The organism is Streptomyces curacoi (assembly GCF_001513975.1).
In the GTDB taxonomy this organism is placed as follows: Bacteria; Actinomycetota; Actinomycetes; order Streptomycetales; family Streptomycetaceae; genus Streptomyces; species Streptomyces curacoi.
Genome location: NZ_KQ947984.1, coordinates 1,202,688 through 1,225,993 on the forward strand (window position 1 = coordinate 1,202,688; position 23,306 = coordinate 1,225,993).

At 72.6% G+C, this 23,306-nt stretch carries 17 protein-coding genes; 10 read left to right on the top strand and 7 right to left on the bottom strand.

The features are described from left to right. Positions 1–3 precede the first annotated feature (3 nt). The 9 genes from AQI70_RS05280 to AQI70_RS05320 all read left to right on the top strand — a co-directional run bounded on the left by AQI70_RS05280 (position 4) and on the right by AQI70_RS05320 (position 14,113). Entirely contained in the window at positions 4–1,269 is a 1,266-nt protein-coding gene (locus tag AQI70_RS05280) for a 6-phospho-beta-glucosidase (protein ID WP_062144726.1), read from the top strand. Further along, complete coding sequence (locus tag AQI70_RS05285; RefSeq protein ID WP_062144729.1) at positions 1,260–2,231, top strand: N-acetylglucosamine kinase; 972 nt, start codon at positions 1,260–1,262, stop codon at positions 2,229–2,231. Before AQI70_RS05280 ends, AQI70_RS05285 begins: the two co-directional genes overlap by 10 nt. A gap of 625 nt (positions 2,232–2,856) precedes the next feature. Next, positions 2,857–4,260, top strand: coding sequence for a hypothetical protein (locus AQI70_RS05290; RefSeq protein ID WP_062144732.1), 1,404 nt, complete (start codon positions 2,857–2,859; stop codon positions 4,258–4,260). 14 nt (positions 4,261–4,274) lie between these two features. Beyond that, a complete protein-coding gene (locus AQI70_RS05295) occupies positions 4,275–5,348 on the top strand; it encodes a glutamate ABC transporter substrate-binding protein (protein WP_062145110.1) in 1,074 nt (357 codons plus the stop codon). 89 nt (positions 5,349–5,437) lie between these two features. Continuing rightward, positions 5,438–6,769 carry a hypothetical protein gene (locus tag AQI70_RS05300; protein ID WP_062144735.1) on the top strand — a complete coding sequence of 444 codons (1,332 nt, stop codon included), beginning with the start codon at positions 5,438–5,440 and terminating at the stop codon, positions 6,767–6,769. Between the two features lie 22 nt (positions 6,770–6,791). Continuing rightward, positions 6,792–9,518, top strand: a complete 2,727-nt coding sequence (locus AQI70_RS05305) for a serine/threonine-protein kinase (protein ID WP_062144738.1) — start codon at positions 6,792–6,794, stop codon at positions 9,516–9,518. A 3-nt stretch (positions 9,519–9,521) separates the two neighbouring features. Next, on the top strand, positions 9,522–11,033 hold the full coding sequence (locus AQI70_RS05310) for a PP2C family protein-serine/threonine phosphatase (RefSeq protein WP_063801553.1): 1,512 nt from the start codon (positions 9,522–9,524) through the stop codon (positions 11,031–11,033). Positions 11,034–11,129: 96 nt separating this feature from the next. After that, complete coding sequence (locus AQI70_RS05315; RefSeq protein WP_062144743.1) at positions 11,130–12,476, top strand: vWA domain-containing protein; 1,347 nt, start codon at positions 11,130–11,132, stop codon at positions 12,474–12,476. Between the two features lie 125 nt (positions 12,477–12,601). Then, positions 12,602–14,113: an FHA domain-containing protein gene (locus tag AQI70_RS05320; protein WP_062144746.1), complete on the top strand. Its 1,512-nt coding sequence runs from the start codon at positions 12,602–12,604 to the stop codon at positions 14,111–14,113. A gap of 54 nt (positions 14,114–14,167) precedes the next feature. Here AQI70_RS05320 and AQI70_RS05325 read toward each other — a convergent pair whose 3' ends face one another. Next, positions 14,168–15,193, bottom strand: a complete 1,026-nt coding sequence (locus tag AQI70_RS05325) for a methyltransferase domain-containing protein (protein ID WP_062144749.1) — start codon at positions 15,191–15,193, stop codon at positions 14,168–14,170. 118 nt (positions 15,194–15,311) lie between these two features. Between AQI70_RS05325 and AQI70_RS05330 the strand changes: the two genes are divergently transcribed. After that, positions 15,312–15,725: a globin gene (locus tag AQI70_RS05330; protein WP_004001214.1), complete on the top strand. Its 414-nt coding sequence runs from the start codon at positions 15,312–15,314 to the stop codon at positions 15,723–15,725. Positions 15,726–15,757: 32 nt separating this feature from the next. Here the strand turns inward: AQI70_RS05330 and AQI70_RS05335 are convergent, their stop codons facing one another. From AQI70_RS05335 to AQI70_RS05360, 6 genes are all read right to left on the bottom strand, one after another. Then, positions 15,758–16,441 carry a DUF8010 domain-containing protein gene (locus AQI70_RS05335; RefSeq protein WP_062144752.1) on the bottom strand — a complete coding sequence of 228 codons (684 nt, stop codon included), beginning with the start codon at positions 16,439–16,441 and terminating at the stop codon, positions 15,758–15,760. Then, the gene (locus AQI70_RS05340; RefSeq protein ID WP_062144755.1) at positions 16,438–16,854 is read right to left on the bottom strand and encodes an acyl-CoA thioesterase; all 417 of its coding nucleotides are present in this window, start codon (positions 16,852–16,854) and stop codon (positions 16,438–16,440) included. Before AQI70_RS05340 ends, AQI70_RS05335 begins: the two co-directional genes overlap by 4 nt. 6 nt (positions 16,855–16,860) lie before the next feature. Beyond that, positions 16,861–18,525 (bottom strand): energy-dependent translational throttle protein EttA, encoded by a 1,665-nt coding sequence (gene ettA / locus AQI70_RS05345; protein WP_062144758.1) that lies wholly within the window; start codon positions 18,523–18,525, stop codon positions 16,861–16,863. A gap of 143 nt (positions 18,526–18,668) precedes the next feature. Further along, positions 18,669–20,087 carry a Cys-Gln thioester bond-forming surface protein gene (locus AQI70_RS05350; RefSeq protein WP_107116902.1) on the bottom strand — a complete coding sequence of 473 codons (1,419 nt, stop codon included), beginning with the start codon at positions 20,085–20,087 and terminating at the stop codon, positions 18,669–18,671. 262 nt (positions 20,088–20,349) lie between these two features. Then, positions 20,350–20,814 carry a single-stranded DNA-binding protein gene (locus tag AQI70_RS05355; protein WP_062144764.1) on the bottom strand — a complete coding sequence of 155 codons (465 nt, stop codon included), beginning with the start codon at positions 20,812–20,814 and terminating at the stop codon, positions 20,350–20,352. A gap of 302 nt (positions 20,815–21,116) precedes the next feature. Continuing rightward, positions 21,117–23,102 (bottom strand): GTP-binding protein, encoded by a 1,986-nt coding sequence (locus AQI70_RS05360; protein WP_341845936.1) that lies wholly within the window; start codon positions 23,100–23,102, stop codon positions 21,117–21,119. Between the last annotated feature and the right edge of the window lie 204 nt (positions 23,103–23,306).

Below are 23,306 nucleotides of genomic sequence, written 5' to 3' on the forward strand. Positions count from 1 at the left end.
GACATGAAACTCACCGTGGTCGGCGGAGGCTCGACCTACACCCCCGAACTCATCGACGGCTTCGCCCGCCTCCGGGACACCCTGCCCCTCGCGGAACTGGTCCTGGTGGACCCGGCAACGGACCGCCTGGAACTCGTGGGTGGCCTGGCCCGCCGTATCTTCGCCCGCCAGGGCCACAACGGCACCATCACCACCACCACAGACCTGGACGCGGCGGTGGAGGGCGCCGACGCGGTCCTCCTCCAGCTCCGTGTGGGCGGCCAGGCGGCCCGCGAACGGGACGAGACCTGGCCGCTGGAATGCGGTTGCGTCGGCCAGGAGACGACGGGCGCGGGCGGTCTGGCGAAGGCTCTGCGCACGATGCCGGTGGTCCTCGACATCGCCGAACGGGTCCGTCGTACGAACCCCAGGGCGTGGATCATCGACTTCACCAACCCGGTCGGCATCGTCACCCGCGCCCTGCTCCAGGAAGGCCACAGGGCGGTCGGCCTGTGCAACGTGGCGATCGGCTTCCAGCGGAAGTTCGCCACGCTGCTCGGCGTGGCGCCGTCCGACGTCCACCTCGACCATGTGGGCCTCAACCACCTCACCTGGGAGACCGGCGTACGCCTCGGCGGCCCCGAGGGCGAGAACGTCCTGCCGCGGCTGCTCACCGACCACGGCGACACGATCGCCGCGGACCTGCACCTTCCCCGCCCCCTGCTGGACCGCCTGGGCGCGGTGCCGTCGTACTACCTGCGCTACTACTACGCCCACGACGCGGTGGTGGAGGAACTACGAACCAAACCGTCACGCGCCGCGGAAGTGGCCGAAATGGAAAGAAAACTGCTCACGCTCTACGCGGACCCCGCCCTCGACGAGAAGCCGGAACTCCTCTCCAAGCGAGGCGGCGCGTACTACTCGGAGGCGGCGGTGGACCTGGCGGCCGCGCTGCTGAACGGCGCCGGCAGCCCCTACCAGGTAGTCAACACCCACAACAGGGGCACGCTCCCCTTCCTCCCCGACGACGCGGTGATCGAGGTACCGGCGGCGGTGGGCCAGAAGGGCCCGATCCCCCTCGCCCCCGCCCGCCCCGACCCCCTGTACGCGGGCCTGATGGCCCAGGTGACGGCCTACGAGGACCTGGCCCTCGAAGCGGCCCTGCACGGCGGCCGCACCCGGGTCTTCAAGGCCCTGCTCTCCCATCCCCTCATCGGCCAGTACGAGTACGCGGACAAACTCACCGACCGACTCATCGCACACAACCGGGAGCACCTCGCGTGGGCATGACCGCACGTGTCCTCGCCGTAGACGCGGGCAACAGCAAGACGGACGTGGCGGTGGTGGCGGCCGACGGCACCGTCCTGGCCACGGCCCGCGGAGGCGGATTCCGCCCACCGACCGTAGGCGTGGAACCGGCAATGGAAACCCTCGCCGCCACCGTCCACGAGGCGTTCACCGCGGCAGGCGTGACCTCCGTCGACCACGTCTCGGCCTGCCTGGCCAACGCCGACCTCCCGGTGGAGGAGGAGAGACTCACGGCCGCCCTGCACGCGCGCGCGTGGGGCACGACAACGGAGGTCCGCAACGACACCTTCGCCATCCTGCGCGCGGGCGTGACGGAACCCCGCGGGGTCGCGGTCGTCTGCGGCGCCGGCATCAACTGCGTGGGCATGCGCCCCGACGGCCGTACCGCCCGCTTCCCCGCGCTGGGCCGTATCTCCGGCGACTGGGGCGGCGGCTGGGGCCTGGCGGAGGAGGCCCTGTGGCACGCGTCCCGAGCGGAGGACGGCCGCGGGGTGCCTACGGCGTTGAGGCACACCCTCCCCGCCCACTTCGGCCTTGCCACCATGTACGCCCTGATCGAAGCCCTGCACCTCGAACACATCCCTCCCATCCGCCGCCACGAGCTGACCCCGGTCCTGTTCACCACAGCAGCGGCCGGCGACCCCGTCGCCCGCTCGATCGTGGACCGCCTGGCCGATGAAGTGGCAACAATGGCAACGGTCGCCCTGACCCGGCTCGACCTCCTGGAGGAGAAGACCCCGGTCCTGCTCGGCGGAGGCGTACTGGCGGCACGCCACCCCCAACTGACCGAAGGCATCCACACCTTGCTGACAGCCCGCGCCCCCAAGGCAGTACCGAAGGTGGTCACGGCAAGCCCCGTGCTGGGCGCGGCCCTGCTGGGCCTGGACGCGGTAGGGGCACCCGCGGAGGCACATGCCCGAGTCGGTCAACACTTCGACACATGACCCGGGTTGCACGGCCACCCACACCACGGCTGACCGAGGACGGGCCGCGCGACCCGGCGCTGACGGGGCACCGCCCGCGCCCATGGGCGACGACGACCGGGTACGCGCGGGCGCAGCGGGACGGACATGGCTGGACGCCGCGGCCAAGTGGGCGCACGCGCGGCTGGACGGACATGGCTCGGCACGCCGGACCGCGGGTGCGCCACTGGCCGCACATAGCTGGGCGCCTCGGTCGGGCGGGCGTGCGCAGCTGGGCGGACGTGGCCGGTTGCCGGGGTGGCCACGCGCGGCTCCACGGACCCGCAGTCGCCCACGGTGGCAAGGGGACGTGCCGGGTGGTGTCCGCCCGCAGTGGCCGGCGTCAACACGCGGTTCCTCTTGGCCCAAGGGGGCCGCCGGTCCGAGGACGGACACCACCCGGCGCGGCCCCGACCCACGACGCAACCCAAGGCGCTACGCGCACCCCCACCCAGCCCCCACAGGCCGCCGCAGGCATCGCAGCCGCACCCCATACCACCGAACATGGAACCGAACAGATTCCCCCGGCGTATTCATGGGCAGTGGTGCGGATGTCAGTCCCGGCGGCGATACTTGCGGCGACGGATGACCATGGGGGAGGTCAACAGTGACACACTCGCCGAGAAGCACCGCGGCACCACCACCGGCCCAGACCTACGGCCAGCCCCAACCCCAGACCCAGCCCCCAGCCCCCCGCCGCACCGCCTTCGCCGAGGGCCTCGACCAGCTCCGCGCCGCCGCCACCACCGAACCCGGCCGCCTCCGCGTCATCGGCGCGTTCCTCGCCGCCCTCGTCGTGGCCTTCGGCGCCGTAACCGCCTGGCAGATGACCGACAGGTCCACCGCCGCGGACGACGTGGTCAACCGCAGCCAGCCCCTCAGCTCAGACGCGGCCGACATCTACCGCTCCCTCGCCGACGCCAACACCGCCGCCGCCAGCGGCTACCTCGCCGGCCTCCAGGAGAAGCCGGCCATGCGCGAGGGATACGAGAAGGACATCCGCACGGCCGCCGCCAAGCTCGTCAAGGCCGCCGCCAACTCCGAACCGGGCTCCGCCTCGGCGAAGACGATCGCGGAACTCAGCAGGCTGCTCCCGGAGTACAAGGGCCTGGTCGAAACGGCGAGGGCCAACAACCGCCAGGGCTACCCCGTAGGCGGCGCCTACCTGCGCACCGCGAACGAGATGATGCAGCAGAAGATGCTGCCCAAGGCCGAGAAGCTGTACCAGACGGAGAACCAGCGCCTCCGCTCCGACTACGCGGACGCGAAGTCCTTCCCCTGGGCCGCCGCAGGCCTCGGCATCGTCGCCCTGGCCGCCCTCGCCTGGGCCCAGCACCGCAACTACCTGCGCACGAACCGCGTCCTGAACCACGGCCTCGTCACCGCCACGGCCGCCTCCGTGGTCGTCCTGCTGTGGCTCACCGTCGCCCACACCGTCGCGCGCGCGGGCCTGAACGACTCCTACGACCACGGCGTCCGCTCGCTGAACGTGCTGAACGAGGCCCGCATCGCGTCCCTCACGGCCCGCAGTGACGAGAACCTGACCCTGGTCCGCCGGGGAGCGGACACGAAAACGGTCAGCGACAAGGTCGTCGACGCGTACGAGTGGGGCTACGACCAGCAGATCGACCAGCTCGCCAAGGCTCTCACCCGAGCGGAGGGCCTCGCCGACGACTCGGCGGGCAAGAAGCCCGTCCAGGACGCGAACGGCTTCATGAAGGTCTGGAAGGACCGCCACGGCCTCGCCCGAGTCGACAACGAACGCGGCAACTACCAGGCCGCCCGCGACCGCGTCATCGGCGCCGCGAAGGAGCCGACGAGCGTCTGCTTCGACAACGTCGACAAGGCCCTGGCCACGGCGCTCACCCACGAACAGAACGAGTTCAGGCAGGCGGCGGGCGACGGCCGTGACTCGCTGGCCGGCCTGCCGACCGGCGCCGCGGTCCTCGCGGTCCTGGGCGCGGCCGGCGCGGTGCTCGGTATCGGGCGCAGGCTGTCGGAGTACCGGTGAGAGGGGGCGTGACGATGAACACACGCGATGACACCGGCCGCCTCCACGACGCGCCCCTTCGGCGACGCCTGCGGGCCGCGCTGCGCGGCTGGGGCGGCGTGGGCGCGATGGCGGCCGTCTGCGCCCTGACGCTGGCCTTCGCGCTGCTGCTCCCCCTCACGCAGTCGCAGAGCCAGGACGCGGGCACGGCCATCACCGGCCGGGGCGTGGCTCACGGCAGCCAGGTGGAGGCGGAGGACTGCGAGAACCCGCAGAACCAGAGCCTGTCCCCGTCCGGCGGCGACGGCAGCACCCCGACCCTGGACGCCATCAAGGACCGCAAGGACCGCCGCCTGATCGTCGGCGTCGACACCAACAGCTACCGCTGGGGCTACCTCGACCCCAACAACCCCTCAGGTGAACTGGAGGGGTTCGACATCGACCTCGTCCACCGGATCGCCCAGGACATCCTCGGCGACCGCGACGCGGTGCAGTTCAAGGCCATCCCGACCAGCCGTCGCATTGAGGCAGTCCAGAAGGGCGAGGTCGACATGGTGGTCCGCACCATGACGATCAACTGCGCCCGCATCGAGCAAGTCGCCTTCTCCGCCCCGTACTTCGTCACCGGCCAGCAGGTCCTGGCGCCCAAGACGTCGACGATCACCGGGTTCGACAAGAGCCTGGCGAAGAAGAAGGTGTGCTCGGCGGAGGGCTCGACCGCGTACGACAACCTGGAAGCCGGCCAGAAGTCCGGCGACCTGCCCGCCTCCACCGACATCGGCACCACCGTCCCCAACCAGCTCGACTGCCTGGTGAAGTTGCAGCTCGGGGAGGTCGACGCGGTCGTGACCGACGGCGCGCTCGCCGCGAGTCAGGCCGCGCAGGATCCCGCGGTCGAGCTCAAGGGCGGCCTGTTCACCGACGAGTACTACGGCGTGGCGATGAAACGGGGCTCCGACGATCTGGTACGCCAGGTCAACCGGACCCTGGAGAACTACATAGAGGACGGCGGCTGGAAGGCGTCGTACGAGAAGTGGCTGCACCCGACCATGGACCAGGGCGACAAGAAGTCGGCGTCGGCGACCCCTCCCGAAGCGGACTACAAGTGACCGACCATCAACTGACCGACGATTGACAGAGCCACACGCGGAACCGACGGACCACACCGACGGACCACAACAGCAGCGAGAGGTGATCGATGGGCGTCACGGACCCCGCCGGGCCGGTGATGGACCGGGACGAGGTGGACCGTGCGCTGGCGCGGCTCGGCGCGGAGCACGAGGCGATCGAGACCTCGCTCCTCGCCCTGCAGGACCACGCGGGCCGCAGACTCCTGGAGGGCGCCGAGCTCACCGGCATCACCAAGGAGCGCTGGACCACCACGGAGGCGTCGATCACGCTGCTGTGGGCGTACTTCGACGCGTACACGGACGCGCTGCGCGCCGCCCGCGAGATCCGCGCCCGCCGCCGCTGGTCCAGCCGCGACGACCTGGTGGAGCTGACGGAGCTGCTGCGCGGCGAGTCCGTGACCGTCGCGGGCTCGGCGACCGCGACCGCCAACGCCCCGACGCTGCACGGCGGTTCGGGCAAGCTCAGCGAACAGTTCTCCCTGGCCACGCTGGTCGACCGGATGAACGAGCTGTACGCGACGAGCCTGGACATGGTCGTCGCTGCCGACGCGGTCTGGTCGGCGCTGCCCGCCCGTATCGATTTACTCGCCGCGGAGCTCCAGCGCACACGCCAGCTCGCGCACTCCGTCGGCGTACGCCCCGGCGAGCACCCGGCGGGCGACGACCTGGAGCGCATCACGCGCACGCTCACCAAGCTGCGCGCGGAGGTGGTGTCCGACCCGCTCGCCTACTGGGTCCCGGCGCAGGGGAGTTCGGCGCCCGGCGGCGGCAAGCCCGACACCACGGTCTACGACCGTGAGGCGCGCGCCCTGGAGGACGTACGCCGTGAGATCGACGCGGTCCTGACGGTCCGTCAGGACGCGGAACAGCGTCTGATCAAGCTGCGCGACGTGCTCTCCCGCGCGGACCGCACGCTCGCCGAGGCCCGCACCGCGCGCGGCGAGGTGCTGGCGAAGATCGCCGCCACGGAGGTGCCGGTCGTCAGCGGCCCGCCGACCGTGCTGCAGGAGCAGCTGGCGACGGCTGCCGAGTACCGCAGACGGGCGCAGTGGCACCGTCTGTCGCCGCTGCTGGAGTCCCTGGAGCAGAAGGCGGAGGACGAACTGCTGCGCGCCCGCGAGTCGTTGACCGCGGTCACCGCGCCCCTGGCGGTCCGTGCCGAACTGCGCGGCCGTCTCGACGCGTACAAGGCGAAGGTGGCCCGGCACGGGCTCGCCGAGGACCCGTTCCTGATCGAGCGGTACGACGCGGCCCGCCGCATGCTGTGGAGCGCGCCCTGCGACCTGCGCGTCGCCGAACAGGCGGTCCTGCGCTACCAGCAGGCGGCCGCCGAGCTGCTCGGCACCGGGCGCGTACCGGGGCCGCGCGGGCCCGAGGACCGCGGGGGTCAGGGGGCATGAGGGACAGGGGGGAGTCGTCGTCATGAGCCAGGCACAGCAGACCTGCCAGCGGCCCGACTGCGGCGGGGCGTACGAGGACGTCGGCGGCGGCGAGCTGTACTGCGACACCTGCGGTCTCGCCCCGGTCGTCTCCGCGACCGGCATGGTCGGTTCGCCGCCCACCGGGGTGACGGGCGGCGGCCGGGGCTCGGCGGGCAGCGGCAGCTCCCGCGCCGGCAGCCGGGGCAGCTCCCGTACGTCGTCGCAGTCGTCGAAGTCCCGGCGCTCGGTGTCGGGACGGCTGTCCCGCGCCCTGTCGGGCCGTTCCACGAGCCGCTCGGTGTCAGTGCGCAGCTCCGGCTCCACGGCCGGCTCCAGCGGCCGAGGCCGGCTGGGCGCCGGGCTGGTCCAGGTGCCGGACGTGCCGCGCCCCGACCCGCGCGCGATGGTGCTGGAGAACCCGGAGGTGCCGGAGCGCAAGCGGTTCTGCTCCCGCTCGGACTGCGGCGCGCCCGTCGGCCGGGCCCGCGGTGACCGCCCGGGCCGCACCGAGGGCTTCTGCACGAAGTGCGGCCACCCGTACTCCTTCGTCCCGAAGCTGAAGGCCGGCGACATCGTGCACGGCCAGTACGAGGTCGTGGGCTGCCTGGCGCACGGCGGCCTGGGCTGGATCTACCTCGCCGTGGACCGGGCCGTCTCCGACCGCTGGGTGGTGCTCAAGGGCCTGCTCGACACCGGCGACCAGGACGCGATGGCGGCGGCGATCTCCGAGCGGCGCTTCCTCGCGGAGATCGAGCACGCCAACATCGTGCGGATCTACAACTTCGTCGAACACCTCGACCAGCGCACGGGCTCGCTCGACGGTTACATCGTCATGGAGTACGTCGGCGGCAAGTCGCTGAAGGAGATCGCCAACGGCCGCCGCACCCCCGACGGCAGGCGTGACCCGCTCCCCGTCGAGCAGGCGTGCGCGTACGGCATCGAGGCGCTGGAGGCCCTCGGCCACCTGCACAGCCGCAACCTCCTCTACTGCGACTTCAAGGTCGACAACGCCATCCAGACCGAGGACCAGCTCAAGCTGATCGACATGGGCGCGGTGCGCAGGATGGACGACGACGAGTCGGCCATCTACGGCACGGTGGGCTACCAGGCGCCGGAGGTCGCGGAGGTCGGCCCGTCGGTGGCGTCCGACCTCTACACCGTGGCGCGCACCCTGGCCGTCCTGACGTTCGACTTCCAGGGCTACACGAACGTCTACGTCGACTCGCTCCCCGACCCCGACAACATCGAGGTCTTCCGCCGCTACGAGTCCTTCTACCGCCTCTTGGTCCGCGCCACCGACCCCGACCCGGCCCGCCGGTTCGCCTCCGCGCAGGAGATGACGGAGCAGCTGACGGGCGTGCTGCGCGAGGTCGTGTCCCTGCAGACGGGGCGGGCGAGGCCGTCGCTGTCGACCCTGTTCGGTCCCGAAGTGCGGGTGACGGACACGGAGTTGTTCCCGAAGCTGGACGGGGAGGTGTCGCGGCTGGGGGCGCGCGTGGCCCCGCCGGGGCGATGGCGTCGCAGGGCTGTGTCCGGCTCGGCCGCCTCCTCGGGCACGGGCGCCTTGTCGGGCACGGGCGCCTTGTCCGGCACGGCCGCCTCCTCCGGCGCAGGTGCCCTCTCCGGCACCGGCGCTTCCGCCGGCGCCACGGCCCTTGCGCTCGCGCCGCCCGCCCACTCCCCCACGGCGTCCCGCCCCGTCGGCATCGCAGGTGCCGCGCGGCCGGGCTCCGGAGGCTTCGGGGGCACAGTCGCGAACGGCCCGGTCGCCGGTGCCGCGGGCATCGTCAAGGCCGTCAACGCCCCCGCCGCCGCCCTCACCCTTCCCGTGCCCCGTGTCGACCCCACCGACCCCAACGCCGGTTTCCTCGCGGGCCTGATGACCACCGCGCCGGCCGAGCTGCTGGGCGCGCTCGCCGCCGCGTCGGCGCCGTCGACCGAGACACGGCTGCGGCAGGTGCGGGCCCGGCTGGAGAACGGCGACGCCGGCTCCGCGCACGAGACCCTGCTTGAGCTGGAGGACGAGCGGCCCGACGACTGGCGGGTGGTCTGGTACCGCGGTGTGGCAGCGCTGGTCACCGGCGACCACGAGGGCGCCGCGCTCGCCTTCGACGCGATCTACGACGCCTTCCCCGGCGAACCCGCCCCCAAGCTGGCCCTCGGCCTGTGCGCGGAGGTGCTGGGCCAGCTGGACAACGCCGCCGAGTACTACCACCTCGTGTGGTCGACCGACCCGAGCTATGTGAGCGCCGCCTTCGGGCTCGCCCGCGTCCAGCTCGCGAGCGGTGACCGCCGCGGCGCCGTACGGACTTTGGAGTCGGTCCCGGAAAGCTCCATTCACTACACGGCCGCACGTGTCGCGGCCGTCCGCGCCCGGCTGCGTGGGCGCACGGCGGTCGCCGCCGACGTACCCTTCCTGGACGACCTGACCGCCGCCGCGGGCCAGGTCGAGGCGCTGGACGCGTACGGTCTGGATCCGGCGCGCCGGGAGCAGTTGTCGGCGGAAGTCCTCGGCTGCGCGCTGGACTGGGTACTCTCCGGGGGCCAGGGTTCCGCCCCGCCCGCCTCCGGAGGACGGACGCTGCTCGGCAGCGGCCTGGACGAGCGGGGACTGCGTTTCGGCCTGGAGCGTTCGTACCGCACGCTGGCCCGGCTCGCACGGGGCGGCGAGGAGAGGATCGACCTGGTGGAACGTGCCAACCGTTACCGCCCCCGGACGTGGGTGTAGTTGATGTCGCAGATGCCCCAGCTGTCCGCCTGCCCGAGCTGCGAATGGCCGCTCGAGTCGGGTGACCGTTTCTGCGGTGCGTGCGGATACGACCTGTCCGCCGTGCCCGTACGGCCGGACGACAACCCGACCATCGCCATGAACGGCTCGGTGCCGCCCCCTGCCACGGGCGCGCCCGGCGCGGACTGGCCCGTCAGCCCGGCGCCGGACGGCTCGGGCACCCGCGCGGGCGCACATTGGCCGACGAGCCGTCAGGGCACCGACCCGGGCGGGTACGGACTGCCTCCGGGCACGCCCCCGCCCCCGCAGTCACCGCCGCACGGCGCGCCGGTGTCCCCGGCGGCGAGCGTTCCCGACGTACCGCCGGGCTTCCCGGCGTCCACCGGCCCGGGTTTCCCCGGCGTACCGGCCCCCGGCGGCCCCGGCGTCCCGTCGGCCCCGGGGACACCGCCGGCGCCCGCCGATCCGCCCGCCCCACCCGCCCCGTCCGGCTCCCCGGTCTCCGGCGTACGGTTCGACCACCCACCCGAGCCCGACGAGTACCCCCTGCAGGCGCCGGACCCGCGCATCGCCGCCGAGCTGCCGACGCCGCGCGAGGGCACCAAGGTGTGCGTGGCCTGCCGTGCGGGCCACGTCGACCACGACGGCTACTGCGAGAACTGCGGGCACGCCCAGCCGCGCGAACGCGACCACATGGAGCAGGACGCCGGCCCGGTCGCCGCCGTCAGCGACCGCGGTCTGCGCCATCACCGCAACGAGGACGCGTTCGCCGTCGGCTGCACCGAGCTGCCCGACGGCCGGCCCGCGGTGGTGGCGATCGTCTGTGACGGCGTGTCCTCGGCGACCCGCCCCGACGACGCCTCGATGGCCGCGTCCCGGGCGGCGAGCGAGTCGCTGCTGGCCGCCCTGCCGCGCGGCACGCACCCGCAGCAGGCCATGCACGAGGCGATCGTCGCCGCCTCGAACGCGGTCAACGCCCTCGCCGACGAACCGGCCACGGCCCGCGAACACGCCCCGCACCAGAACGCCCCCGCCTGCACGATCGTCGGCTCCGTGGTGACGCCCGAGCTGCTGATCGTCGGCTGGGTCGGTGACAGCCGCGCCTACTGGGTCCCGGTGGACCGGAGCTCTCCCCCGGCCCGGCTCACCGAGGACGACTCGTGGGCCGCGCAGATGGTCGCCGCGGGCCTGATGAACGAGGCCGAGGCGTACGCCGACGAGCGCGCCCACGCCATCACCGGCTGGCTCGGCGCGGACGCCTACGAACTGGAGCCGCACACGGCGTCCTTCAAGCCGGACCGTCCGGGTGTCGTGGTGGTCTGCACGGACGGGCTGTGGAACTACGCGGAGGCGGCCGAGCACATGGCCGAGGTCGTGCCCCTCGACGCCGCCGCGCGCCCCCTGCACTGCGCCCAGGTACTGGTCGGTCACGCCCTCGACGGCGGGGGCCACGACAACGTAACAGTGGCCGTCCTGCCGTTCCCGGCGCCGCCGATGGGGGCAGGATCGGCCTGAGGCCGTGGAGCGGGGACGGGCCTCATCGGACCGGAGGGGACCGGTCCGCCGACAGCCATGGCCCCATCATGGGGTTTTAGGGGGATTTGAGAACGCATGGCCAATTTCTCGAAGTCGAACGTGCCGCAGTTCTCGGTGGACGTGTATCAGAACGAGTACCTGCCGGAGGGCGGTCGCGAGGTCAACGCGATCGTCACGGTGACCGCGACCGGCGGCGGCACGATCGGAAGCGCGGTCGCGGCACCCCACCTCTACGCGCCGGGACAGGGCCCGTCCGCGGCTGTGGCGATCATGGTCGACTGCTCGGGGTCGATGGACTACCCGCCGACCAAGATGCGCAACGCCCGCGACGCCACGGCCGCCGCGATCGACACCCTGCGCGACGGCGTGCACTTCGCGGTGATCGGCGGCACGCACGTGGCCAAGGAGGTCTACCCGGGCGGCGGCCGGCTGGCCGTGGCCGACGCCACCACCCGTGACCAGGCCAAGCAGGCCCTGCGCAGGCTGAGCGCGGGCGGCGGTACGGCCATCGGCACCTGGCTGCGCCTCGCCGACCGGCTGCTGTCCTCGGCCGACGTCGCCATCCGGCACGGCATCCTGCTCACCGACGGCCGCAACGAACACGAGTCGCCGCAGGACCTTAGGGCCGCGCTCGGCGCGTGCGCCGGCCGTTTCACCTGTGACGCGCGCGGCGTGGGCACCGACTGGGAAGTGAAAGAAGTCACAGGGATCGCCTCCGCCCTGCTCGGCAGCGCCGACATCGTCGCCGACCCGGCCGGTCTCGCCGCCGACTTCACGCGGATGATGGAGACGGCGATGGGCAAGGAGGTCGCGGACGTCGCCCTTCGGGTGTGGACGCCGGTGGGCACGACCATCAAGTTCGTCAAGCAAGTCGCCCCCACGGTCGAGGAGTTGACCGACCGCCGCACCGAGGCCGGGCCGCGCGCCGGGGACTACCCCACGGGCTCCTGGGGAGACGAGTCCCGTGACTACCACGTCTGTGTCGAGGTGCCCGCCGCCGGCCTCGGCCAGGAGATGCTCGCCGCCCGGATTTCCCTGGTCGTCCCGCAATCCGACGGCACCGCCCAGCCGTTGGGCGCCCAGGGCCTCGTACGGGCCGTATGGACCGACGACATGACCGCCTCGACCTCGATCAACCCGCAGGTCGCCCACTACACCGGCCAGGCCGAACTGGCACAGGCCATCCAACAAGGGCTTGATCTTCGCAAAGCGGGAGATGTCGATGGAGCAACGGCCAAACTGGGCCGGGCGGTTCAGCTCGCCAGCGAGTCCGGAAACGCGGATACGGCGAAACTCCTTGCGAAGGTGGTGGACGTGGTCGATGCCGCGGCAGGTACTGTGCGACTGAAGGCGAAGGTCGCGGAGGCCGACGAGATGACTCTCGAAACCCGGTCGACAAAGACTGTTCGTGTAAAGAAGTGACTCAGTAGAGCCGCAGTAGTGCCCTGGTAGTGCCCAAGCAGGACCCTGAAAAGCAGCGAGCCTGACCCCTTGGGGTTGGAGAAATCCGGTCGAAACGGCCGGAAAGGAGAGGGGGAAGCGCCGACATGCCGACCTGCCCGAACGGACACCAGTCGGGTTCCGACGACTGGTGCGAGGTCTGCGGTCACCGCATGGCCGGTGCCGTACCTCCGCCCCCTCCCCCGCCGCCCCCGCCCGGCGGTGGCTACGGCTTCCCGCCCCCCGGTGGCCCCGGCGGTCCGTCCGGTGGCCCGAACCCCGGTCAGCCGGGCGGCCGTCCGCACCCGTCCGCCCCGCCGGAGCCGGAGCTCTGCCCGCAGTGCCGTACGCCCCGTGAGGGCGGTGCGCCGTTCTGCGAGGAGTGCCGGTGGAACTTCCTGACCAACACGGCGACGTCGTACACCCCGGCCGCCCCGCGCCCCCCGGCGCCCGGCCCGGGCCTCCCGTCCCACTTCCAGCAGCAGTCGGGACCCCCGCCGTCGTACGGCGGCGCTGACCCGTACGAGTACCAGAGCTCGCGCCCGTCGCAGGTGAACCGCCCGGCGGAGCCGATCCCGCCCTTCGGCGCGGAGCCGCCGGCACCGGGAGGCCCTGGCCGTCCCGGTGGCATGGGTCACCCCGGCGGTCCCGGTGGCATGGGTGGCCCTGGTCAGGGACCTGGCGGTGCCGGCGGCCCGGGCGGCTTCGGTCCGGGCCCCGGTGGCCCGGGCCCCGGCGGTCCAGGCCCTGGCGGTCCGCGTCCCGGCGGTCCTGGCGCGCCCAATGGGCCTGGTGGACCTGGTGGGCCCGGTGGGCCTGGTGGCCCGGGGATGAACGGCCCTTCCGGCTTCGGTGGCGACCCGTCGCGGCAGGTTCCGCCGCCGCCCGGCCCCACCCCGCCCGGCGGTCCCGGCGCGACCGGTGGTGCTCCGCAGGCGTTCCAGCAGCCCGGCCCGGCCGGCCACGGCGCCCCGTCGGCCCCGCCCGGATTCCCGCAGGAGACGAACCGCCCGCAGCCGGGCGGCCCGTCCTTCGGCGGCGGTGACGACGACTGGGTGATCTCCCCGCCGTCGACGGGCCCCGGCGGTCACGGTGGCCCCGGCGGCCCCGGCGGCCCCGGCGGCCCCGGTGCCCCTCAGGGCGGTTACGGCTACCCGCAGCCCGGCTCGACCCAGGCCCCGCCGCCGCCCGGCCCCGCCTTCCCGCAGCAGCCGGCGACCTGGACTGCGACCATCGGCCCGGACCGCGAGTACTTCATGGCGATGATGCAGCGCTCCGGCCCCGAGGCCGCGGGCCTCAACCTGCCCGCGTACTCGCCCGAGCAGCAGCGCACGCTCACCGGCAACCAGGTCACCATCGGCCGCCGCCGCCACTCCACCGGCGACACCCCCGACATCGACCTGTCGGTGCCGCCGGAGGACCCGGGCGTCTCGCACCAGCACGCGGTCCTGGTCCAGCAGCCGGACGGCAGCTGGGCGATCGTCGACCAGAACTCGACGAACGGCACGACGGTGAACGGCGCGGAGGAGCCGATCACACCGTTCGTGCCGGTACCGCTGCAGGACGGTGACCGGGTGCACGTGGGAGCGTGGACGACGATCACCATTCGGCGCGGCTAGCTTCCGGCAGCCGATCGACCGAGGAGGGGCCGGATGTCCGGCCCCTCCGGCGTTTCAGCCGGGCAGCGCCCAGGCGTACGGCCCCTCGGGGTCGTCGAGCCAGGCCCACTCGTGCTCGCCGCTCACCGTGATCCCGTACCGCTCCCGCTGCGGCTGCCCCTCGCGCTCCCACAGCGCGTACGCCTCCTGCGGATCGAGGCTGCCGCGGGTCAGGGCCAGCAGGAAGCGGAACAGCTCGTGCTCCCGGGCGCCGCGCGGCAGTCCGCCCACGTGGGCGGGTTCCCGCTCCGCCCGGCCGCCGAGCTCCCGGCCTCGTTCGAGCGGGGAGGTGCCCCCACCGCCGCGCAACGGCACGAAGTAGGCGGGCGTGTGCAGGAAGCGCCCCTCGGCGTGCTCGGCGTCCCGCACCGTGAGGGCGACCAGGCCGGTGGCCAGCGGCGTGAGGATGCGGGCCCCGGCCCGGCACTGGGCGAGCCAGGCGCGCGGGATCGACGGCAGGGCGCAGGTCGCGATGATCCGGTCGAAGGGAGCGCGTTCGGGTACGCCGCGTGCGCCGTCGCCGGTGACGACGGCGGGGTGATGTCCGGCGGCGGCCAGGTGCTGCCGGGCCGCCTCGGTGATCTCCGGCTCCAGGTCGACGGTGGTGACGAGATCGTCGTCGCCGAGCCGGTGGGCGAGCAGGGCGGCGTTGTAGCCAGTGCCCGCGCCGATCTCCAGGACTCGGTCGCCGTCCGCCACCTCCAGCGCGACCAGCATCATCGCCATCAGGGAGGGCTGACTGCTGGAGGAGAGCAGCTCGCCGTCGCGCAGCCGGGTGGCCAGCGGGGTGTCGGCATAGGCGCCGCGCACCCAGCGCTCACGCGCGGCCGCGTCGGGACTCTGCCCCCAGCGCCGCTCGTACCCGCCGGCGACGCCGACGTAGTAGTAGGGGACGAACAGATGCCGCGGAACCGCGGCGAAGGCCTCCCGCCACACCGGGTCGTCGGCCCACGCCCCGCTCGCGTCTATCTCGCGCACCAGTGCGGCCCGTGCCGCGGCGGCGAGATCGTCCAGGTCCTTGTCGAGAGCCTGTGCGCTCATAGGTCCACTGTGCTGCGGCGGGCGGCCCTAGGCGAGTGCCCTGGCCGACGGATCCGGGGCGGGTCACCCGGGACCGCCGGTCCTAAGCCTTGAGTCCTCCGTCTTCGCGTCTGAGACCATGGGGGATGTGAATGAGATTCGGCGCGGCACGCTTCAGGAGCAGACCTTCTACGAACAGGTCGGCGGGGAGGAGACCTTCCGCCGCCTCGTCCACCGTTTCTACGAGGGTGTCGCCGAGGACCCGCTCCTGCGGCCCATGTACCCGGAGGAGGACCTGGGCCCGGCCGAGGAGCGCCTCACCCTGTTCCTGATCCAGTACTGGGGCGGCCCGACGACCTACAGCGAGAACCGCGGCCATCCCCGTCTGCGCATGCGCCACGCCCCCTTCACCGTGGACCGGGCGGCCCACGACGCCTGGCTGAAGCACATGCGGGCCGCCGTCGACGAGCTCGGCCTCTCCGAGGAGCACGAGCGGACGCTGTGGAACTACCTGACGTACGCGGCGGCGTCGATGGTGAACACCGCGGGCTGAGCCGGGTCCGGCCGCGCGCCCGTCGGGCGGGGTCAGCGAACGCTGACGTCCAGCGCCCCGAGCCCCGCCCTGCGCACGGCGATCGACCCGTACGGCGTCCGCAGCCGCAGCCACGCCCCCGAGGACAACAGCCCCAGTTCGCCCTGGTCCGCCGCGCCACGAGGCCGTAGGAAGCCCAGCGACTGGGCGGCATGGACGGCCCGTACCGGCAGGCCCGTCTCCGCGACCGTCCGGGACCAGATCTCCCGTCCGATCCGGTCGAGCTCGGCCCGGGTACGCCGCTCCGGCGCCAGCTCCCGGGTACGGGACCGGAACTCGGCCACCGCCGCCCCGACCGTCGCCTGCAACTCGTCCGGCGCCGGCAGCCCCGCCTCGCGCCGCCAGCCGCCGCGTGGCGGGAGCACCCCGGCCCATGGCGGGCCGGTGACCGCGGCCGGGACGACGGCCGTGGCCGCCGCCTCGTCGACGGACTCCAGCAGCTCACCCGCGGACACGGTCACGTCCAGCGTGACGTCGAGCCCGTTCTCGTACGGCTTCGCCAGCCGTACGGCGCGGATCGCCAGCACCTCGAAGGACGGCGGCCGGCCGAAGACGGCGAGCGCGGTGCCGGCCGCCTGCAGGCGTACCGCTGCGGAACGGTCGTAGTGGAGCAGCCGGGAGAGGAAGGCCGCGAGATCCGCCGCCTCCCCCTCGTCGGCGAGGTGGAGCACCGTCATGCGGCGACGGCCTCCTCCTCGTCGTCGTCGTCCCTGTACTCCTCCAGGAACTCCCGCTCCTCAGCGGTGATCCGGCGAGGCCGCTGCGCCTCGAAGTCGAACGGCACTATCACCGTCGACGCCCGGACGTAGACCAGGTCGTCGTCCTTCACCTCGTAGGTGAGGGTGAAGGACGCGGCCCTGATCTCGGTGACCCACAGCTCGATGTCCACGGGGGTGTGCCGGTGGACGAGCTGCCGCTTGTAGTCGATCTCGTGGCGCGCCACCACGGACCCCTGCTTGAAGTCCTTCTCCGGGCGGAACAGGAAGTCGATGCGTGCTTCCTCCAGGTAGCGGAGGAACACCACGTTGTTGACGTGGCCGTACGCGTCCATGTCCGCCCAGCGCAGCGGGCAGCGGTAGATGTGCCGCAAGATCGATCAGCCCCGGGTCAGCTTCTTGTAGGTGGCACGGTGCGGACGCGCGGCGTCCGGGCCGAGCCGCTCGATCTTGTTCTTCTCGTACGACTCGAAGTTGCCCTCGAACCAGAACCACTTGGAGTCACCCTCGTAGGCGAGGATGTGCGTGGCCACGCGGTCCAGGAACCACCGGTCGTGGGAGACGACGACGGCGCAGCCGGGGAATTCCAGCAGCGCGTTCTCCAGGCTGGAGAGCGTCTCGACGTCGAGGTCGTTGGTCGGCTCGTCGAGGAGCAGCAGGTTGCCGCCCTGCTTGAGGGTGAGCGCCAGGTTGAGGCGGTTGCGCTCACCGCCGGAGAGGATGCCGGCCGGCTTCTGCTGGTCCGGGCCCTTGAAGCCGAAGGCGGAGACATACGCCCGCGACGGCATCTCGACCTGGCCCACGTTGATGTAGTCCAGCTCGTCGCTGACCACGGCCCACAGGGACTTCTTCGGGTCGATGTTCTCGCGGCTCTGGTCGACGTAGGAGATCTTGACGGTCTCGCCGACCTTGATGTCACCGGAGTCGGGCGTCTCCAGCCCCTGGATCATCTTGAACAGGGTGGTCTTGCCGGCGCCGTTCGGGCCGATGACACCGACGATGCCGTTGCGCGGCAGGGTGAAGCTGAGGTCGTCGATGAGGAGCTTCTCGCCGAAGCCCTTGCTGAGGTTGTTGACCTCGACGACGACGTTGCCCAGACGCGGGCCCGGCGGGATCTGGATCTCCTCGAAGTCCAGCTTCCGCATCTTGTCGGCCTCGGCGGCCATCTCCTCGTAGCGGGCCAGACGCGCCTTGGACTTGGCCTGCCGCCCCTTGGCGTTGGACCGCACCCACTCAAGCTCTTCCTTGAGCCGCTTCTGCCGCTTGGCGTCCTTCTGGCCCTCGACCTTGAGACGGGTGGCCTTGGTCTCCAGGTACGTGGAGTAGTTGCCCTCGTACGGGTAGGCGCGCCCGCGGTCGAGCTCAAGGATCCACTCGGCGACGTTGTCGAGGAAGTACCGGTCGTGAGTAATGGCCACAACCGTCCCCGCGTACTTGGCGAGGTGCTGCTCCAGCCAGTTCACGGACTCGGCGTCGAGGTGGTTGGTGGGCTCGTCGAGCAGGAGCAGGTCGGGCTGCTCCAGCAGCAGCTTGCACAGCGCGACGCGACGCCTCTCACCACCGGAGAGGTTGGTGACCGGCCAGTCGCCGGGCGGGCAGCCGAGGGCGTCCATGGCCTGCTCCAGCTGGGCGTCCAGGTCCCAGGCGTTGGCGTGGTCGAGCTCCTCCTGGAGCTTGCCCATCTCGTCGAGCAGCGCGTCCGAGTAGTCGGTCGCCATGAGCTCGGCGATCTCGTTGAACCGGTCGAGCTTGCCCTTGATCGCGGCGACGCCCTCCTGGACGTTCTCCAGGACCGTCTTCTCCTCGTTCAGCGGGGGCTCCTGGAGCAGGATGCCGACGCTGTAACCGGGCGACAGGAACGCGTCACCGTTCGAGGGCTGCTCAAGCCCCGCCATGATCTTCAGAACGGTCGACTTACCGGCGCCGTTCGGGCCGACGACGCCGATCTTCGCTCCGGGGAGGAAGTTCAGGGTGACGTCGTCGAGGATCACCTTGTCGCCGTGCGCCTTGCGCGCCTTGCGCATGGTGTAAATGAACTCAGCCAAGAGAAACCGTCCGGCAGCTTGAAATCTGGCAGTGGGCAGATACACCCCATCTTGCCCGACCGCTACCCCCTGGGGGAAACCCGTATGGCCGAGGGGCCCTGACCTGCGGTTCTTCGCAGGTCAGGGGAGGGTGGCCTGCGGGCTCAGCGCTGGGTCGGGGCTTGCTTCCTGCGTACGACGGTCAGGGTCGTGCCGCCGATCAGGAGGAGGGCTACGGCGATGCCGGCGATCAGGGGGGTCATGCTGGAGCCGCCGGTCGCGGCGAGGTTGGTGTCGTCGGAGGCCGTGCCGACCGTGGCGGGGCTCGGCTCGCTGAGGGTGTGGGTGGTGGTGCCCGCCTCGTCGGCCTCGCTCACCTGGGTCATGCAGTCCAGTACGCCGGTGAACCGCTTCTCGAACCCGCCCGGCCCCTTGATCGTGAAGTCGTAGGCCTGGTCCTCCTGGAGCGGGATCGTCACCGTCCGCGACTCGCCCGCCGGGATGGTGTGCTCGATGCCGAGCAGCTCGAAGGTGAACGCCGCGTCGCCCTCGTTGGCCGCGGTGATGTCGACACCGCCCTTGTCGCAGTTCTCGGCGGCGGACAGCGCGGGTATGGCGCCGGTCCTGGCCCAGCTCGCGCTCGCCGTGGCCGAGACGGTCGACTCGCTGGAGCCGGCCAGGATCTGCGTCTGGCTGCGGCTCTCGGCGGCGAAGGCGCGCCCCACCGGCACGGTCGTCGAGGCCTGCACGGTCAGCTCGGCCTGGCCGTCGGCGGCCTTCTCCGGCACCTCGAAGAACAGCTGACCGCCGTCCGCCGCGGACGTGACGGGCTTGCCGCCCTTGTCCACGATCCGCACGCCGCTGGTGGCGGCGTCCGCCGGTGGCGTCACCGTCACGCTGTCCGCGTTGGTGCGCACCGTCACCGGCCCGAGCCGCTCACCCGGGTGGCCGGAGAGCGCGGGCGGGTCGAGTGTCAGGGACGCCTGGGGCTCCGCCGCGTCCCGCGCGTTCTTCTCGAGGTAGTCCGCGAGCCGCTCCGCCTGGGGGTCGACGGCGTCGACCCGCACGCCGTCCGAGTAACGCCAGATGGCCACCTGGGTGCCGGCCGCCGCGTCCTGCTCGGTCAGACCGCCCTTGACGCCCGCCTTGCCGGCGAGTGCCGCGAGGTCGTTGACCTGCGGGTAGGAGTTCTGCAGGATCCAGCGGATCTTGCCCGCGTCCTTGTTGGCGCCCAGCGAGGTGCCCTTCCAGGGCGTCTCGTGGTACTTGGCGTCGCGCTGCGTGGGGTTGTGGATGTCGACGCAGTACGTCTGCAGGGTGCCGCCGCCGTCGACGGACATCTCGAACAGGCCCGCCGAGATCTCCTGGTCCCCGGAGTCGGCGTGCACGACCGCAGCGCCGTAGGTCTTCAGGCCGCCTATGGTGGCGGTCGCCCCGCCCTGGCTCCACGCTGTCCCGTCGGCCGCGGCCGGGCCGGCGCCGGCCAGCACCGAGGCGGCGACGAGCCCGGACACCAGGGTCGTGGCGGCGAGGCGGGCCGCCCCTCGCCCGCGCACCGACAGCGCAGAGAACGCAACAGACACAGAATTCCCTTCCGAGCAGGACCCGTTGACGTGGGGGGTTACGGTCCCACCAGCAGAATCAGAAGCCCCGAGAGCTATGCCCGGCATCCTAGGGACGCGGCGCACCACGCTTCCCTGTGATCCCGGCGGAGGGCGGATCCGACTCGGAATCGTTATCGCCAAGATCCCTTGCGAGCAGGGCTTATCGACAAATCCACCGGGGTCGTTCGGCGCGCATTCGCCGATAAGCCGCAGTTCGGTCAGCTCCGTCGCGTGACTGACGTCACGTCACTGCCACTGGTTCCGGGGCCTGTTGGGAGTCGGTGTCCGCGGGTGGCGTCTCCCAGTCGGGTTCGGGCCGGGCCGGTGCGGCAGCCGTCGCCGACTCCGGCCTGGGTGTGCGCCGGAAGGCCGAGGTGCCGCGCGCGAGGTCGTGGCCGATCGCCACCGCGTCGATGTCGGCCGAGGTCCAGCTCTGCCCCTCGCGTACGTCCGAGCGCACCTTCAGCCTGCCCTGCACCACGACGGGATCGCCCACGTTCAGCGACCCGGCGGCGTTCGTGGCGAGCTGCCGATTGGCCCAGACCGTGAAGAAGTTGGTGTGCCCGTCGGTCCACTCGTTCTTCCCCCGGTCCAGGTAACGCGCGGTCACCGCCAGCCGGAAGCGTGCGGACGGTCCCGTCGCGAGTTCCCGGTAGACCGGCTGTGTCGCCACGTTGCCCACGGCGCAGATGATCGTCTCGTTCATCTCGAACCCCTCCCTGGCCCGGCGGCTCCCGCCGGGTGGATACGCGTACGGGCCCGTCCCGTACGGCTGCGTCCGACGTGACGGCGCGCACCCCGGTGCGTCCTGGTACGTGCCCGGTGCTTCCCCGGCACCTACCGGTACGACTTTGATGCGCCGCCGTCACCGCGATCGACCGCCTCCGTCGCGATCGCCGCGAAGCCAGACTGCCTCCGCCGGGCCGAGCCCGCTGAGCCCTGTGGACCACCGGCCGGCTGTGGATATCCCCGCCACCCGACCGAGTGAGCGCCGTGCCCCGCCCCGGATCACCTCGCCACGGCCCCCACCCCCATCACCCGGCCGTACTGCTCCCGAACCTCCCGGTACCGCAGCAGCTCAGCCGCCACCGGATCCAGCACCCGGGCCCGCCCGCACCCGGCCGCCGCCTCCCGCAACCGCCGCTCCGCCTCCAGGCCGTACCGCCGCGCAGGCCCCCGTGCCGCCATCCGGCAGCCCCACTCGACGAACGGGCCGCCGACGATGCCGGCCATCATCAGCAGCACCGGCACGCCCAGGTTGGGCGCCATGACCCCGACGATCTGCCCGACCAGCCAGAGCCCGCCGATGACCTGAAGGATCGTCATGGCCGCCTGCACCAGCACGGCCGCCGGCCACCAGCCCGGCCGCGGCGGCCGACCCGGTGGCAGTCCTGCCCGCGCGGCCAGCTCGTCCAGCGCCTCGGGCAGTCCCTGGGCCCCGCGTACGGCCGCCTCGCGCACCGCCTGGGCCCATGGCGTGGGCAGCCCGGCCGACGCCTGGTCGGCGACCGTCCGTACCGCCTGTTCGACGCGCTGGCGCGCGGTGGCCTCCTCGTCCGTCTGGGCGCGCAGAGTCAGCCGTCCCGTCGGGGGTTCGCCCCGGTCCTGGTACCAGCGCCACAGCCGCAGCCAGGGCGTCCCGCACGCGCGGTTGGCGTTGCGCAGCCATGCCCGTTCGGCGGCCTCGCCCGCGGCGGTGGCGCCGATCGCGTCCGCGAGCCGGGCGGAGAAGTCGTCCCGCGCCTCCTCGCTGAGACCGGTCCGCCGCCGTGCGGCGTACACGGGCCGCAACCGCCATCCGGCGGCGTCCACGTCGGCCGAGATCCGGCGCGCCGCGGCCCCGCGCTCCGCCACGAACTGGCCGAGCGCCTCGCGCAGTTCCCCGACGCCGTCCCCGGTGAGCGCGGACAGCGCCAGCACGGTCGCGCCCGGTTCGCCGTGCTCGCCCAGCGCGATGCCGTCCTCGTCGAGCAGCCGGCGCAGGTCGTCGAGGACCTGGTCGGTGGCCTCCCCGGGCAGCCGGTCGATCTGGTTGAGGACGACGAACATGATCTCGGCGTGGCCCGCCATGGGCCGCAGATAGCGCTCGTGCAGGACGGCGTCGGCGTACTTCTCGGGGTCGACGACCCAGATGACCGCGTCGACGAGGGCCAGGACGCGGTCGACCTGCTCGCGGTGCTGTACGGCCGCCGAGTCGTGGTCGGGCAGGTCGACCAGGACGAGCCCGCGCAGCTGTCCGTCCGCCGCCGCGTTCTGGGCGGGGCGGCGCCGTAGCCGCGGCGGGATGCCGAGCCGGTCGATGAGGCCGGCCGCGCCGTCGCTCCAGCTGCACGCGAGGGGCGAGGCGGTGGTCGGCCGCCGTACGCCCGTCTCCGAGATGGTCACTCCGGCGAGCGCGTTGAACAGCTGCGACTTGCCGCTGCCCGTGGCGCCCGCGATGGCGACGACGGTGTGCTGCCCGGAGAGCCTGCGCCGCGACGCGGCCTCGTCGAGCACCTTGCCCGCCTCGGCGAGCGTCCTGCCGTCGAGCCGGGCCCGCGAGAGCCCCACGAGTTCGCGCAGCGCGTCCAGCCGGGACCGCAGTGGCCCGTCGTACGCGAGCGGCGTCACGACCTGCGGGCCGGAGGCCCGGGCCTCCGCGGCGGCGGGCTGCTCCGCGGCACCGGCCTCGCTCACCCGCCGTGCGATCAGCCCGTCGTCCCAGGGGGTGGCGGACTCGGTCCCGGAGGAGGAGCCCCCCGCACCGGAGGCGGACGCCGGGCGCGAGGAGGACTCCGGCCGCGAGGAGGACTCCGCACGACGGGAGGACTCGGTACGACGGGAGGTGCCGCCGTCCTTGCGGGCGCCGGGCTCGGGGACGCCGCCACGCGCGCGCGAGTCACCGTCCTTACGGCCCCCGGGTTCCGGCACACCGCCACGCGGTCGCGCGTCACCGTCCTTACGGCCGCCGGGGTCGGTCGTGTCCCCACGCGCGTGCGAGTCACCGTGCTCCACGCGCGCGTGGTCGTCGTTCGCCCGGCCCTCCTGATCCCCCCGCTTCCCCCAGAGCCTGCGCTTGTCCGGCTCCTCCGCCCTCGCCGAGCCCTCGCCGTCACGGGGGCGCCTGTCACCGGACCGGCTGTCCCCGGAGCGGCCGTCGCCGGACTCGCCCTCCGCTCGATCGCCCTTCGCCGGGCGGCCGTTCTCGGGCGCGCCCTC

Excerpts from the sequence above, each read along its gene's own strand:
- AQI70_RS05305 (WP_062144738.1), top strand. The coding sequence starts at position 6,792 with ATGAGCCAGGCACAGCAGACCTGCCAGCGGCCCGACTGCGGCGGGGCG.
- AQI70_RS05295 (WP_062145110.1), top strand. The coding sequence starts at position 4,275 with ATGAACACACGCGATGACACCGGCCGCCTCCACGACGCGCCCCTTCGG.
- AQI70_RS05315 (WP_062144743.1), top strand. The coding sequence starts at position 11,130 with ATGGCCAATTTCTCGAAGTCGAACGTGCCGCAGTTCTCGGTGGACGTG.
- AQI70_RS05310 (WP_063801553.1), top strand. The coding sequence starts at position 9,522 with ATGTCGCAGATGCCCCAGCTGTCCGCCTGCCCGAGCTGCGAATGGCCG.
- AQI70_RS05325 (WP_062144749.1), bottom strand. The coding sequence starts at position 15,193 with ATGAGCGCACAGGCTCTCGACAAGGACCTGGACGATCTCGCCGCCGCG.
- AQI70_RS05280 (WP_062144726.1), top strand. The coding sequence starts at position 4 with ATGAAACTCACCGTGGTCGGCGGAGGCTCGACCTACACCCCCGAACTC.
- AQI70_RS05330 (WP_004001214.1), top strand. The coding sequence starts at position 15,312 with ATGGGGGATGTGAATGAGATTCGGCGCGGCACGCTTCAGGAGCAGACC.
- AQI70_RS05300 (WP_062144735.1), top strand. The coding sequence starts at position 5,438 with ATGGGCGTCACGGACCCCGCCGGGCCGGTGATGGACCGGGACGAGGTG.
- AQI70_RS05335 (WP_062144752.1), bottom strand. The coding sequence starts at position 16,441 with ATGACGGTGCTCCACCTCGCCGACGAGGGGGAGGCGGCGGATCTCGCG.
- AQI70_RS05320 (WP_062144746.1), top strand. The coding sequence starts at position 12,602 with ATGCCGACCTGCCCGAACGGACACCAGTCGGGTTCCGACGACTGGTGC.
- AQI70_RS05355 (WP_062144764.1), bottom strand. The coding sequence starts at position 20,814 with ATGAACGAGACGATCATCTGCGCCGTGGGCAACGTGGCGACACAGCCG.